Consider the following 14645-nt stretch of genomic DNA (forward strand, 5'->3'; position numbering starts at 1 on the left):
GCGTGGCTGATGATTCCAGAACACACTATCCTTTCGGTCCGGCCGCACCGGCAGGAACAACCATCTGCGGGACGCAACCCGGACGGCGCAGGCGTCAATAGTCATCGTTCGCCGGGCCGGACTGGGTAGACTCGATCACAGCGTCCGAAACTATCATCCGAAGGGGTGCCCTCCTGATTCGAGTCATCAGCTACAACCTCCGCAAGCACAAAGCCAGTGGAGAGCTGGTCGATCTGGCCCGCGATTTCGAGATTGATGCTCTGTGCCTCCAAGAGTGCGATACCGAGGACCTGCCGGCCACAATCGGCAACCTGCACCTGGCCGACGCCACGCGGGGTAACCGGCTCGGCCTGGCGATCTACTACCGCAAGGACCGCTTCACCGCTTACGACACCCAGACGTTCGCCTTGAAGAAGTCCCTCCACGACCGGGTCCTGGCCCCCGCCCATGAGCGGCTCATCGGAACCCGCGTGACGGACAACGAGACCGACCACGAGCTCGTCATCGCCTCCTTCCACGCGGCTCCGCTGACGGCGTCGAACTCGCTGCGGCGGAACCAGATCCATGCCGCCCACGCGGAGCTGCTCAGCATGGGCGGCGGCCTGATGTCACTGATGGTCGGTGACTTCAACTATCCGTTCTTCACCAAGTCCCTGACCGCGAAGATGAAGGACGCCGGCTATGACCTCACAATGAGCGACCGCCGGACCTACACCCGGTACAAGGTCTTCAAGGGCCATTTCGACTTTGCCACCTCCCAGGGCCTGGACATCGAGAGCGTGGAGACGCTGCCCCGCGGCGCCTCGGACCACCTCCCCATCCTGATCTCGGCCGAATACGGCCAGGAAGCGTCCGGAAACGGCTCGGAACCCGCGGCGTCTTAGCGGCCGGTCCGGGGGCAAGAACACCCGGTGAACAAAGGGTGAACCGGGCATCGAAAGCACGCTTATCGTAATCTCCACGTGATCTACTGCTGGGCGTGAACTTCTCAAGACGCACGTTCCTGACAGCCGCCGGAACGGCCACCGTCACAGCCCTCGCCGCAGGCGACAGCTGGCGCGCCGCGGAAGCCGCCGTACCCGCCCTGCCCCCGGCCGACATGTCCGGCATTGACCACATCATCGTCCTGATGATGGAAAACCGCTCCTTCGACCACTTCCTGGGTTGGCTGCCCCGTGCCGACGGCACCCAGGCCGGCCTGACCTACCTGGACCGATACGGAATACCGCACGCCACCCATCACCTGACAGACTTCCAGGGCTGCGGCCACCCGGATCCGGACCACTCCTACGAAGGCGGCCGAATCCAATACAACAACGGCAAGAACAACGGCTGGCTGCGGGCCGGTGAAAACGACGAATTCGCCGTCGGCTACTACGCGGCCGCCGACCTCGATTTCTGGCGGCAGGCAGCTCCCGACTGGACGGTCTGCGACCGCTACTTCGCCGCCACCATGGCCGAGACTTACCCGAACCGCTTCTACCAGCACGCGGCCGCCACCGACCGCACCCACAATTCCTCCGCCACCAGCTCGCTCCCCACCATCTGGGACCGGCTGGCCGATGCCGGCGTCGAGGGCAAGTACTACTACGGGGATATCCCGTTCACCGCGCTCTGGGGATCCAAGTACTTGGGCATCTCTGGCCACTATTCGGAATTCCTCTCGGACGCCGGCTCCGGCAACCTTCCCGCGGTGTCCTTCGTCGATCCCCGCTTCACGGACGAAGGTTCGGGAACGTCAGGCGACGACCACCCTCATGCTGATATACGTTCCGGTGAGCTCTTCCTCGCAGAGGTCTATCACGCCGTCACCACCGGCCCGGCCTGGCCCAACACCATGCTGGTCATCAACTATGACGAGTGGGGCGGCTTCTACGACCACGTCGCACCGGAGAACGCCCCGGACACAAGCCCCGAGACCGCTCTGCGCGGTTTCCGGGTGCCGGCGGCCATCATCTCCCCGAGGGCCCGGCGCGGTTATGTCGCCCACGGCGTCTATGACCACACGTCGGTTCTAAAAGCCATCGAATGGCGGTGGAACCTGCCTCCGCTGACGCCCCGGGACCAGGAGGCCCGCAATATCGCCGAAGTCCTCGACTTCGAGGCCCCTGCCAATCTCACCGTCCCGACGTACCTGGTCCCGCCCTTCGCGGCCGGACCGGCCTGTACCCCCGTCGGGCCGCCGCCGGCCGAAGAATGGTCCGGACTCAAAGAAAAGGCCCTTGCCGACGGATGGACACTGCCTTGATCCCCGACACCCGAACCCGCCCCGTTTCCCAGCCTGCGGTCCCGCCGCGGCCCCGCTCGGCGCGCCCAGTGCGGCGGCTCGCTTATGCCGCCCTGGTGGTGCTGGCGGCCGCCACGCTCGTCTCCGGACCGGAATCCGCTACGGCGGCCACCCCTGTCAGCGCACCGGCCGCCGGCCTGGACTATCTCCCCGGCGCCCAGCATGTCTTTGTCATCAACCTCGAAAACAAGGGCTACGACTCCACGTGGGGCCCGCAATCCGCGGCGCCGTACTTGTCCACGACGCTGCGGTCCCAGGGGGTGCTGCTGAACCAGTATTACGGCACGGCACACAATTCCCAGCCGAACTACGTCGCCCAGATTTCCGGACAGGGACCCAACCCGCAAATGCAAGCCGATTGCCAGACCTACTCACCCTTTACCGGCGCCGGAACGGCCGCCCAGGGCCAGGCCGTAGGGGACGGCTGCGTCTTCCCGGCCAACGTGCCCACCGTCGCCGGACAGCTGACGGCTGCCGGCAAGACGTGGAAGGGTTACATGGAAGACATGGGAACACCGTGCCGTCACCCGGCCCTCGGGGCGGTGGATGACACTCAAAAAGCCAAGGCCGGGGACCAGTACGCGGCGCGCCACAACCCGTTCGTATACTTTGCCGGGATCAGCGGCTCGCCGGACTGCGCCCAGAACGACGTCGACCTCGCCTCTCTGAAGACAGACCTCGCCTCAGCGGCCAGCACCCCTAACCTGTCGATGATCACACCAAACCTGTGCCACGACGGTCACGATGCACCGTGCGTTGACGGTCAACCGGGTGGCCTGGCCGGCGCGGATGAATGGCTCAAGCAATGGGTACCGGCCATTACGTCGTCCCCGGCCTTCAGACAGGACGGTGTCCTGGTGATCACATTTGACGAATCCGACGGACCGCAGTCCGACGCCACCGCCTGCTGCGGCGAAACCGCCGGGCCCAACACTCCCGAGCCTGGAATCACCGGCCCCGGCGGCGGCCGCGTCGGCGCGCTCGTGATTTCTCCCTTCATCAAGGGCGGAACCTGGTCCACCACCCCGTACAACCACTACAGCCTGCTGGGCAGCATCGAAGACACCTTCGGCCTGCCGTACCTGGGCTATGCGGGAGCCCCGGGACTGAACCGCTTCGGCCTCGACGTCTACAACGCAGGCGTCTAGGAGGCATCCGGGAGCGGCTGCGGGAAGGACGGGCAGCCGCTCCCCTGTTGCCCAACGTGCCCAACGTGCCCAACGTGCCCAATGCGCCCAACGCGCCCGGCGGGACGGTACGCCCGGGAAAGTACCCGGCAACGACGGGCGGGGCCGCTGTCAGGAGCCGGCGTTGTAGACGTCCTCGCCGAAGCTGTTCAGGCCCGGCGCACCGGCATACCCGAGGCGCGGCAGGGAGAACGCGTCTTCGATGCTGGCCAAAAGGCTGAAGTGGTTGTAGGGCCGGTCCGACGTCGTGCCGCCCTTGACGAACGGCGAGAGTACCAGCGCACCGATCTTGCCGCCGGCCGTCCCGCCGGGCAGCAGTCCTGAGGGCCCCAGGGTCTTGCCCTCTGATTCATCGAAAGTGATGACCAGCATGCCGTCCTGTTTGAACGCCGGTGAGTCCAGGATCGCCGGGACCTGCTGGCTCAGCCAGGTGTCCGCCGCTGCCAGCCCGCCGGCGCTGCCGTCGACGCAGGGGTTGTCGTGGCCGTCATTGCAGAGATTGGGTGAAATGTAGGCCAGGTTCGGCGTGCTGGCCACGGACCTGAGGTCCCCGGCGAGTTCGCCAAAATCCACCACGTTGTCCCGGCAGTCCGGCGAGGAGGTGATGGATTCGAAGTACACGAACGGGTTGTGGCGGGTGGCGTACTGGTCGCCCACCCTGGCGCCCTGGCTGCTGTCCTTCGCGCCAAGCTTGGGATGCCTGCACGGGGTCCCCATGTCCTCCATGTAACCCTTCCAGGTCTTGCCGGCTGCGCTGAGCTGTCCGGCGACCGTGGGGACGGATGCCGGATACACGCAGCCGGTTCCCTCAACCTGTCCCAGCGACGCCGTCCCCGTCAGCCGGAACGGGGCGTACGTGGGGCAGTCGTTCCGGGTCATCGCATTGGACGCCTGCCCGGAGATCTGGGCCAGGTAGTTCGGGTTCGAGTTATGGGCGATCCCGTAGTACTCAGACAGCAGGACCCCCTGGCTGCGAAGCGCTTGCGAGAGATAGGTGGCCTCGGAGCCAGCCCCCCACACTTTGTCATAGCCCTTGTTCTCGAGGTTGATCACGAACACGTGCCCCGGCTTCGAGCCGGAGCCCGCAGTGCTCGTGCTCCCGGCAGTGGGTCCCGCAGACGGGCTGCCGCGGGGAGGCGAGGGCTCGCACGCTGCCGCTGACACCATCAGGACTGCTGCAACAAGCAGCCGCACGGCGATTCGACGTTGAGTTTTCGTGGCGTTCCGGCTCATGGATCCCGGCTTTCTCGTTGGCCCGACCCGCTTGATCCGATCGGCATCGCGTTGGCGGCTCTATTTGTTGAACTCTTGCACACCGCCATCAAGAAAGCCCGCGAAGAGCCTAGACAATGGCTGGGAATGCGGTGTGCCGGCCCCCCGGCCGGGAACTGTCGGCAGGCGCACGGCGGCCAGGGAACCGGCCCCGGGGGAACTGGAACCGCCGTACCGTTCAGTAGCGAAAGTGGTGGTGGTAGTTTGCAGTCATGAACGGACCATCGGATTCCATTCCGCTTCTTGATCTCAGCACGGCAAGGGCTCAGGACGGCACGTTTGACCCGGCGTTTATTGATGCCTTGCGTGATGCCACGCACCGGGTGGGTTTCTTCCAGTTGACGGGGTACGGGGCCTCTGCCGCCGAGGTGGACGAACTCTTTGACGTTACCCGGCGGTTCTTTGAGCTCCCGCTTGAGTCCCGGCTGGAACTGGACAACCGGCTCTCGCCCCATTTCCGCGGCTACACGCGTCTGGGCCACGAAGTCACCCAGGGCCGGCCGGACGCCCGAGAGCAGCTCGACTTTGGACCGGAGCGCCCCGCCGTCGGGAACTACCCGGCGGACGAGCCGTATTGGCTGATCCAGGGACCCAACCTGATGCCGGACCGGGCGCTGCCCGAGCTGCGCACCGTGTGCATGGCCTGGGCGGACCACATGTCCCGGGTTGGCGCCGAACTGCTAAGCGCCATCGCCGTGTCCCTGGAACTGCCGGAGGACTACTTCGACGAGCCGTTCCAGGACTCTCCGGCGTGGATGGCCAAGCTTGTCCACTATGTCGGCGGTGTAGTCGCGGATGCCGGCCCCCAGGGCGTCGGCGCCCATGCGGACTACGGCTTCGTCACCCTGCTGCTCCAGGACCAGGTCGGCGGCCTGCAGGTGCTCCCGCCGGGCAGCGACAACTGGATTCCCGTGGAGCCGATTCCGGGGGCCCTGGTGGTCAACCTCGGGGAGATGCTCGAAGTCGCCACGCAGGGCTACCTTGCGGCCACCATCCACCGCGTCGAGGCGCCCCCGCCCGGCGTGGACCGCTACACGGTCCCGTTCTTCTTCTCGCCCCGGCTCGACGCCGTGATCGAACCGGTGCCCCTTCCGCTCGCGCTCGCGGCCCGGGCCCGGGGCATCACCGACGATCCGGACAACCCGATGCTCGCGTCCTACGGCGCCAACGTGCTCAAAGGCTGGCTGCGCGCCCACCCGGAGGTTGCCCGGATCCATCACCCCGGACTCGTCCGGGCCCCCGGGCAGTCGTGAACGGCAGTCGTGAACGGCAGTCCTGAACGGCAGTCCTGAACGGCATTCCTGAACGCTCCCGGTGACAGGGCAGCGTCACCGGCGGGGCTTGCCGTGTCAGGCTTTTCGCGGTGCGGCGGCAGCGGCGAGCGAGGCCAGGCCCTTTTCGAAGTCCGCGCCGACCACCTTGTCCATGTTCATGAACAAGGCAAACACCTTGCCGATGCCCTTGTTCTCTCCGGTCATCGTCCACGTGACCTGGGTGCCGCCGGCCGACGGCGCGAACGTGAAACTGGTGGGGTTGACGGCTTTGAAGGGCTTGGTGAACTCCAGGCGGACCTTGATGCTCCGCGGCCTGTCCGTGTCCACGATTTCCATCGTGCCGGAGCCGGCCTTGCGGTTCCCGCTCCAGGCGTATTTGGCGCCGACACCGGATTCGCTGCCGGAGTAGCTCCGTTCCATGGCAGGATCGACTGCCTCCCACGGGGACCACTTGGTCCATTCACGGAAGCTGTTGACCAGCGGAAAGATGTCCTCGGCGGGTGCGGGAATGACTGCGCTGCGGGAAATTTCGAAGGTAGACATGCCGCCATCCTAGGGGCTGGCCGGCCCGGGAAGGCGCAGGTCAGCATAAGCCAGGCACAACAGGCACCACCAGCACAACAGGTACAGGACGGGCAGAAGACGGCCAGCTCAGCCCTGCAGCGGGATCACGTCAATCCCCCCGTGCTGATCGGCCACAACCAGAACCCGGGCCGCCGCCACGCCTTCCAGTGCTGCCGCCAGCTGCTCCTCCTGCGCTCCTGTGTTGCCAGCAACCTCTCCGCCGGCAACACCCGCCACGCCGCCGTCGGCACCGCCGTCGGCACCGCCGTCGGCCCGCTTCCAGACCGTGACGCCGGCCCCGGTGACCTCGTCGATGACCCGCCGCAGCGGTGCGGAGTCGGATCCTGCCACGAGGATCACGTGGCCGATGGTTCGCGGACGGACCGGGCCGGCCGCAGCAGGGCCGGCCGCAGAAAGGACACGGTCCTGCCGCCACACCGCGAAGTGGTATCCGGACACGAGCCCGGTGGCGACCAAAAGCCCCAGGGGTGCGCGGATCCGGTCCACGAGGCTTCCGCCGCTGACATCGCCCAGGAAGAACTCAAACATCCGGAAGCCGATTACCAACAGAGTGACCACGGCCACCACGGCGCTCAGGCCGAACACGGCCACCAGGTAGATCCGCCGCGCGTTCAGCCCGGCACCCGCCGCCGCCGGCTCCAGGGGCCGCCACGCGAGCCACCACACCGGCCCGCCAACCAGGAGGGAACTGATTCCCGCAAGCAGCAGTGTCCGCGCCCCGGCGCCGGCCAGCGGCGTCGCCGTCATGGCGAGGACCGAGTTGACGATCACGCCGATCCCGGACGCTGCCGCGACCAGGGCGACGCCGGAGGTCACCAGCCTGCCGCCCTGGAGGGTGGCCTCCGAGCGCCCGCGCGCGATCTTGCGGTGGTAGACCCAGACGAGGGTGCCGATGGCGGCCGCGGACACGGCCGGCGCGAGGGGCTCCAGCAGGAGCTCCAGCGGTTCGGTACGGTCAAACAGCAGCCGGAGGACCACAAAAAGCGCAACGCCGGCTCCGCCCAGGGTGAGAACACCCGCCCCGAGCACCCCGACCGTGATGAGCGCGACGTCGGCCAGCCCGGTCCGCAGCCTCCGGCCGCCATCGTGCCTCCAATGCCACCACCAGACGGCGGTTCCGCCAACGGCCCAGACCAGGGACTGCAGCGCCGAAACCCACCAGGGCTTACCCACCGAGACCTCAGTCGTGGAACCCCGCAGGGCGGCATCCAACAGCGTGGACAGGGCTGCGACAGCGCCGCCCACGCCCAGCACGAGCCCCAGCACCGAGCCAAGCACCGTGGGGACGTCGGCCAGTTCTGTCGGACTCTTCCGGGGGTGACGCCACATCCACCGGTGCCAGGCCCAGACCGCAGCCCACACCAGGCCGGTGGCCAGGGACAGCCGCCATTCCGGGCCCTGCCCGCCGATCAGCGAAGAGATTGTATTCAGCACGTTGGTGGAGGCGATGAGCAGGGCCAGCAGGTAGGCGCCGGCCAGGTAGAGACCCCAGCCAATGGCGGACCGCTCCTCCGGATCGTCGAGCCGCCGCCATACCGCCCACCACAGAAGGGCGGCGAGCGGCCCGCCGATCAGGGCAAAAGCCAGCGACCGCGCCAGCCCGGCGACGTCGTCAGTGGCCAGTTCCGTCCCGGTCACCAGCAGCCGGCCCAGCAGTCCGCCGAGCCCGACGGCGGCGGTCACCACCAGCGCGAACAGCAGCGCGTAGGTGATCAGCCGGCGCACAGTCCGCTGGGCGCTCATTGCTTCGCCTGTCCCGGGCACACTGTCAGCTGCCAGGGTGCGGTGTCGATCAGCCAGCCGTTGCCGGACCGAACGAGGTCGAAGACATCCTCCACCTGGTATTCGGCACTGCCGAACGGGCCGCCCGGCTCAGAAACGGTGATGAGCACCCTGACGTCCGCGGAGTCCGGCCTTTCGGTGGTGGAGACCAGTGTGACGCGCAGGTTCCGGGCAACGGGGCGGCCCTCGGCCGTGCATTTGTTCCGGGCGGCGGGGGTCAGGTAGGCGGAGGCGGCCGCCTCATCCCCGGCAATGACGGCGGCAGCATAGCGCTGCGCGACGCCGGCCGGCGTTGACTCGGCCAGGGGCGCAGGTTCCCCGCGGGTGAGCACCACCGCCAGCGCGACAATCACGATCACCGCGATTGCGGCCATGACGGCCAACAGGGTCCGGTCAGGCCTGGCCCGGCGCGGTTTCTCCGCCGGTCTATCCTGCGGTCCTTCCACCTGTCCCGGCGGTCCTTCGGGGGGTCCTGCGGGCTGTCCTTCAGGCTGCTGGCTCATGCCCCAAGTATGGATGCCGGGCCAGCGCACGGTCATGATGTCTTTCGCCCCCTTCCGCGGCGTCTGCGTCGACGCGGCCGATGCCAGCCACTACGCTCGGAAAATGGGAATCATGCGGAAGGCCCTCGCCGTTGTGGTTGTGCTCTTGATCGGGCTTCTCGGCGGCGCAGCTGCGGCGCTCGCCGTGACGCCGACCGCCGTCGTGGTTGAAGACCGCGCCGGCGTCCTGGACCAAAAAACCCTCCTGCCGGCAGTGGAGTCCACCGACTTCTACCAGCCCACCAAGGTGGCGGTCTACACCTACAACGGCACGGCCGCGGACAACCTGAACGAGGAGGTCCTGCGCTTCGCCCGCGCCGAACACCCCGAGTGGATCAGCCCCGACGGACAGAAGTGGGCGGACGGGCTGTTCATCTTCGCCTTGGATCCGGTGGGCCGGCATGTCGGGACGTACATGGGTGAAGACCGCAAGGTCTCCCCCGAACAACGCGAGGACATCCAGAACGCCTCCAAGGAGCTGCTCCGCGATGCCCAGTGGACCGACGGCACCATTGCCGGGATCCGCCGCGGCGCCGAACTGATCAACCAGCCGTGGTACCGGTCCACGGCCTTCCTCGTCACGGCCTGGACGGCCGTGATCGCCGCGGTCTGCGGTGCCGCGGCGTGGCTGATCGTCCGCTGGCGGACCAGGGTCTCCAGCCGGGAGGAGCTTGCACGGGGTGACGCCAGCTACGCGAATGTGAGCATGGACCTACAGGTCACCGAGCTCAACGCCAGCACCATTCCCGAGTCCTCGCGGTACGGCAGCACGGTCCTGGAGAAACACCGCACGTTCCTGAACCGCTACAACACGGCCACCGAGCTTTCCAACCAGGTGCATGCCCTTAGCAGCCGGGACCTGAGCCGCCGGCCCAACCTCAAACTGGTCCGGAGCTACGCCGATGCCGCTGCGGAACTCGATGTGCTGGATGACGTGATTGCCGATACGAATGCCCTGCTCAACCGTGGCGCATCCTGGCCGGCCGCCTGGGACCACCAGCTCGCACCGTTCCGCAGTGACCTGAACAGCCTGGAGGAGCTGCTCAGCCAGCGCAGAGCCGAGGGAGCGTCTGCGACGGCGGCCGCGTTGCGGTCCTTCCGCGATGAAAGCCGCAGCGACCTTGAACGCTGGTCATCGGAGCTGGCGGACGGCTCGATCACCCCCGAGACGGCGCTGGACCGGTTGCGTGATGCCAGGACCCATCTCTCGGAGCTTCTGAAGGACCACGCCGACACCGTGATCGACGCCTATGCCCGCAACGAGAAGGAAGCCGGTCTCATGCGCAAGGACATGGAGAGTGCGCAGGCCGGGACCAAGGCCCGATACGGTCGAGCCTACGAGCCGAGCATTCTCGGCACGGTGTATCCGTCCTACTACTTCTTCTCGGTCCCGAGCTTCAACTCCGGCTTCAGCACCGGCGTCAGCAGCGTGAGCAGCGCACGCGGCGGCGGCGCCACCACCGGGTACGGGTCCAGCGGCGGCAGCTTTTCCGGGTCCGGGAGCTCGTCGAGTTTCTAGGGCCAGGTTCCAAAGCCGGTTCCAGGGCCGGGCCCGCAGGGCGGCGGGCTTAGGGGCCGCCCCCGGTCCGTTCGACGACGAAATCACCGCCCGGGAACATGATCGTTTCATGGCCGTCATCGAACCTCACGAGGTACGGCGGCGCTCCATCGGCCCCCTTCACCTCCAGGATCAAACCGTGCCGGTCCGTGGACTCGACGGTGGTCCCTCGAATGATGATCCGGTCCCCTGCGACTGCCTTCATGGCCATCACCTGTATCTCTATTGACGCCTGTGTGCCCGAAGATCATTATTGCTCTTGACGGCTGGGGGGCGCTATGGCCTTGGACCAGGGAGCCGCGCCGTGAACAACTTTTGGGCAGTTGGCCAAGCAGGAAAAGCATTCAAAATCCTTTTCCCGGTGATCTGTTTCGTGGCAAGACCGACCCACGGCCCCGTCCCTCCCCCGGCTCACTCCGACGGCCCGGGTTACCGACGGCGCCGCAGGCCCGACCTGGTTCCCCATGACCTGCGCACCCTTGCGGGGTGCCGGCCATGATGAGCGCCATCCTCCGCTGGGTCCTGCAGTTCCGGATCCTGGTCCTGGCCGCGGCGGCGGGAATCCTGGCCCTCGGACTCACCAGCCTGCCGAGCATGTCCGTGGACGCCTTTCCGGAATTTGCCCCGCCGCAGGTGGAGATCCAGACCGAAGCACTGGGGCTCTCGGCCGCCGAGGTTGAGCAGCTCATCACCTCCCCCATGGAGGCCGACCTGCTGAACGGGGTGGCCTGGGTGGAAGCCATCCGGTCCAAGTCCGTGCCCGGCCTGTCATCCATCCAGATGGTCTTCAAACCGGGGACGGACCTTTTCCGCGCACGCCAACTGGTCTCGGAACGGCTCACCCAGGCGCGCGCACTGCCCAACGTTTCGGCAGCACCGGTACTGATGCAGCCACTGTCCTCCACCAGCCGCGTCATGATGATCCGGCTGACCTCAAAGGACATGTCGGCCATCGACATGTCCGTCCTGGCCCGGTGGACCATGAAGCCCGGGCTCCTGGCCGTGCCCGGCGTGGCGAACGTGGCCATCTGGGGCCAGCGCGACCAGCAACTCCAAGTCCTGGTGGACCCCGCGCAGCTCCAGGCCAAGGGCGTCACGCTGGACGAAGTCATCAAGACGACCGGCAACTCCGTCTGGGTTTCGCCCTTGAGCTACCTTGAGGCATCGACACCGGGCACCGGCGGCTTCTTCGAGACGGGCCACCAGCGGATCGGCGTCCAGCATGTCCTGCCGATCACCACGCCGGAGGATCTGGGCCAGGTGCCCATCGAGGGCCCGGCCGGGAACATCCTGCTCAAAGACGTGGCCACCGTGGCTACAGACCACCAGCCGCTGATTGGCGACGCCCTGCTCAGCAAGGAAGCGGAATTGTTGCTGGTCATCGAGAAGTTCCCCGAGACGAACACCATGGACGTGACCCGGGGCGTCGACGAGGCATTGCGTGCACTCCAGCCCGGCCTGCCCGGAGTCACGATCGACACCAGCGTCTACCGGCAGGCGTCCTTCATCGACGAAGAGGTCGGGACGCTCGGCATCGCGCTGCTGATTACGCTGCTGCTGATCGTTGCCTTGTTCGGCGCCTTCTTCCACTCCTGGCGCACGGCCCTGATCAGCCTCATTACGATTCCGGTGTCGCTGACCGCGGCGGCGCTGGTGCTCGATTGGCGCGGCACCGGGATGAACACCATGGTCCTGGCCGGCATGGTGCTGGCCCTGGCGGTCATAGTGGGCGATGTCGCGGAGGACCTCAACGGCATTGCCCGGGCACGGAACGCCGGCCCCGGGTCCGGGTCCGGGAAAGAAACCGCCGACGGCGGGACAGACGCCGCGCCCGCGCAAGACCGGCAACGCCGCGAATCAGTCATCCCGGAGGCCCTGCGGACAGTGCGCACGCCGATCCTCTACGCGCTGCTGATCATGGCGCTGGCCGTCACGCCTGCGCTCTTCATTGCGGGCGAGAACGGCGCTCTCTTCGGCCCCTTGGTCCAGAGCTTCCTCATCGCCCTGGTTGTGGCAATGATTGTCGCCCTCACCGTCACGGCCGCGCTCGCGTTCGTCCTTCCTGCCGGTTCCGGGGCACCGGACCGCCGCCCCCTGAAGCGGCTTGAAGGCGGTTACGGCCGGTTCGTGACGCGCCTGGCAGGGAAGACCCGGTGGGTGTTCGCCGCCGCCGCGGTTGTGGCGCTGGCCGGACTCGCCCTCGCTCCCCAGTTGACCGGCAGCCGTCCCGTGGTACCGGTGCTGGCGGACAAGACCCTGGTGGTGCACTGGAACGCGATTGCCGGCACCTCCGACCAGGAAATGAGCCGCATCACCGAGGCGGCCGCCGTCGAGCTGCGTGCCCTGCCGGGCGTGGCCAATGTCGGCGGGCACATCGGGCGCGCCATCACCTCCGATCAGGTTGGCGACGTCAGCTCCGGCGAACTGTGGGTGACCGTGGCCGCCGACGCGTCGTACGCGGATACGGCCGCCGCCGTCGACCGGGTGATCGCCGGCTATCCGGGCCTGAGCAGCAAAATCTCCACGTACCCGCAGGAACGCATCGACCAGATCCGGGAAGAAGGGGACAGCGGTTTTGCCGTCCGGGTCTTTGGACTCGACCCCGCGATCCTGCGGCAGAAGGCTGCGGAGGTCCAGCGGATCCTGGAACACACGGACGGGGTCGTTAATCCCCACGTCGACCTGCCCGCCGAACAGCCGATCGCCGAGGTCAAGGTGAACCTGGCCGCGGCCCAAAAGGCCGGAGTCGTCCCCGGTGACGTGCGGCGCGCGGCCGCCGCCCTGGTGCAGGGCATTGAAGTCGGGAACCTCTACGAACAACAGAAAGTCTTCTCGGTCATCGTGAAGGGGACTGAAGCCACCCATAACAGCCTGGACAGCCTCCGAAACCTGATCATCGACACCCCCAACGGCGGGCATGCCCGCCTCGGCGACGTCGCGCAGGTGACCATGGTGGCGAATGAGTCCGTCATCCTGCATGATGACACTTCCCGGCGCATCGATGTCAAAGCCGACATCCAGGGCCGCCCGCTGGGCGATATCCAGCGTGATATCGACGCGGGCCTGCAGCAGATGCAGTTCCCGATGTCCTATCACGCGGAGATCCTCACCCAGTACGCCCAGCAGCAAAGCAACTACCAGTGGCTCTGGCTGCTCGCGGCGGTTGCCGCGGCGGGCATCCTCGTGCTGCTGCAGACGGCGACGAGGAGCTGGCGGCTCGCCGCCCCGCTCCTCCTGGGCCTGATCCTGGCGCTGTCCGGCGGCGTGCTGGCCGCCCAGGTCACGGGCGGCGTCAACTCGCTGGTCGCCCTGGTTGCCTTCGCCGCGGTCCTGGGAATCGCTGTCCGCGGCGCCCTCCTGCTGACGGGCCATGTCAGGAGCCTGCGTGCCGCGGACGCCTCGGCGCCGTGGCCGGCCCTGGTGGTCCGCGGAACCAGGGAGCGTTTGGGACCCGTGGTGGTTTCTACCCTGATTACCGGCCTGGCGCTGCTCCCGCTGGTCCTTGCCGGCGGCGTCGTCGGAACGGAAATCATCCAGCCGCTTGCCGTGATCATCTGGGGCGGCCTGCTGACAACAACTTTCTTCACCCTGGTTGTTGTGCCCGCCGTGCTGCTTGGCTACGAGCCGAAGCAAGCCCTGAGCGAGCGGACCGGCCCGGGTACGGCTGAACGAACTGAAAGCCAGGATGCGTCATGAACTCCACACCGCCGCGGGGCAGCAGGATCCGGGCATTCATCATCGGGGCGTTGTTGACGGTGTTCACGGCAGTGGGCGTCGCCGGCTGCGCCCAGACCCCGGCAGCCGCCCCGGCCGAAGGTGAACCGGCAGTGGTCACCGAAGTGCCCGGCACGGACCTTCACCGGATCACCCTGACCGAGCACGCCGTCGAACGGGTCGGCATCAAAACGGCGACGACTGCGGTTGATCCCCAGTCCGGGAAGCTCACCGTGCCCTACGGGGCCATACTGTACGACAGCACGGGCAAGGCCTGGGTCTACACCAACCCCGAACCCCGGGTCTACGTCCGCCAGTCCATAACTATCCAGCGCATCAACGGCGACGCCGCCGTCCTGACGGACGGGCCGCCGGCAGGGACCGTGGTGGTCACGACAGGGGCCGAGGAACTTCTCGGCGCCGAATTCGACACAGGCGAGTGAC

12 protein-coding genes are annotated in these 14645 nt (G+C 67.2%); 7 read left to right on the top strand and 5 right to left on the bottom strand.

Going from position 1 to position 14645, the window contains the following annotated elements; genetic code table 11:
* Positions 1-176 precede the first annotated feature (176 nt).
* From LDO15_RS12770 to LDO15_RS12780, 3 genes are all read left to right on the top strand, one after another.
* On the top strand, positions 177-884 hold the full coding sequence (locus LDO15_RS12770; RefSeq protein WP_223987337.1) for an endonuclease/exonuclease/phosphatase family protein: 708 nt from the start codon (positions 177-179) through the stop codon (positions 882-884).
* A 95-nt stretch (positions 885-979) separates the two neighbouring features.
* A complete protein-coding gene (locus tag LDO15_RS12775; protein WP_223979260.1) occupies positions 980-2248 on the top strand; it encodes an alkaline phosphatase family protein in 1269 nt (422 codons plus the stop codon).
* A gap of 68 nt (positions 2249-2316) precedes the next feature.
* Entirely contained in the window at positions 2317-3435 is a 1119-nt protein-coding gene (locus tag LDO15_RS12780; protein ID WP_223979262.1) for an alkaline phosphatase family protein, read from the top strand.
* 150 nt (positions 3436-3585) lie between these two features.
* Here LDO15_RS12780 and LDO15_RS12785 read toward each other — a convergent pair whose 3' ends face one another.
* Positions 3586-4533 carry an alkaline phosphatase family protein gene (locus LDO15_RS12785; protein ID WP_223979264.1) on the bottom strand — a complete coding sequence of 316 codons (948 nt, stop codon included), beginning with the start codon at positions 4531-4533 and terminating at the stop codon, positions 3586-3588.
* 425 nt (positions 4534-4958) lie between these two features.
* Between LDO15_RS12785 and LDO15_RS12790 the strand changes: the two genes are divergently transcribed.
* On the top strand, positions 4959-5999 hold the full coding sequence (locus LDO15_RS12790; protein ID WP_223979266.1) for a 2-oxoglutarate and iron-dependent oxygenase domain-containing protein: 1041 nt from the start codon (positions 4959-4961) through the stop codon (positions 5997-5999).
* Between the two features lie 96 nt (positions 6000-6095).
* On the opposite strand, the gene LDO15_RS12795 is transcribed toward LDO15_RS12790, so the two are convergent.
* From LDO15_RS12795 to LDO15_RS12805, 3 genes are all read right to left on the bottom strand, one after another.
* Positions 6096-6563 (bottom strand): SRPBCC family protein, encoded by a 468-nt coding sequence (locus LDO15_RS12795; protein ID WP_223979268.1) that lies wholly within the window; start codon positions 6561-6563, stop codon positions 6096-6098.
* 108 nt (positions 6564-6671) lie between these two features.
* Positions 6672-8348: a DUF5671 domain-containing protein gene (locus LDO15_RS12800; RefSeq protein WP_223979270.1), complete on the bottom strand. Its 1677-nt coding sequence runs from the start codon at positions 8346-8348 to the stop codon at positions 6672-6674.
* On the bottom strand, positions 8345-8761 hold the full coding sequence (locus LDO15_RS12805) for a hypothetical protein (RefSeq protein ID WP_346655957.1): 417 nt from the start codon (positions 8759-8761) through the stop codon (positions 8345-8347). Before LDO15_RS12805 ends, LDO15_RS12800 begins: the two co-directional genes overlap by 4 nt.
* Before the next feature lie 232 nt (positions 8762-8993).
* On the opposite strand from LDO15_RS12805, the gene LDO15_RS12810 reads away from it, so the two are divergent.
* A complete protein-coding gene (locus LDO15_RS12810; RefSeq protein WP_223987340.1) occupies positions 8994-10448 on the top strand; it encodes a DUF5129 domain-containing protein in 1455 nt (484 codons plus the stop codon).
* A gap of 49 nt (positions 10449-10497) precedes the next feature.
* Here LDO15_RS12810 and LDO15_RS12815 read toward each other — a convergent pair whose 3' ends face one another.
* On the bottom strand, positions 10498-10692 hold the full coding sequence (locus LDO15_RS12815) for a DUF1918 domain-containing protein (protein WP_223979274.1): 195 nt from the start codon (positions 10690-10692) through the stop codon (positions 10498-10500).
* A gap of 290 nt (positions 10693-10982) precedes the next feature.
* Here LDO15_RS12815 and LDO15_RS12820 point away from each other — a divergent pair, with 290 nt between their 5' ends.
* The gene (locus LDO15_RS12820) at positions 10983-14183 is read left to right on the top strand and encodes an efflux RND transporter permease subunit (protein ID WP_223979276.1); all 3201 of its coding nucleotides are present in this window, start codon (positions 10983-10985) and stop codon (positions 14181-14183) included.
* Complete coding sequence (locus tag LDO15_RS12825) at positions 14180-14644, top strand: hypothetical protein (protein WP_223979277.1); 465 nt, start codon at positions 14180-14182, stop codon at positions 14642-14644. The genes LDO15_RS12820 and LDO15_RS12825 overlap by 4 nt, the downstream gene beginning before the upstream one ends.
* Position 14645: the final 1 nt, after the last annotated feature.

Origin of the sequence: Arthrobacter sp. NicSoilB8 (assembly GCF_019977355.1) — a bacterium.
Lineage (GTDB): Bacteria > Actinomycetota > Actinomycetes > Actinomycetales > Micrococcaceae > Arthrobacter.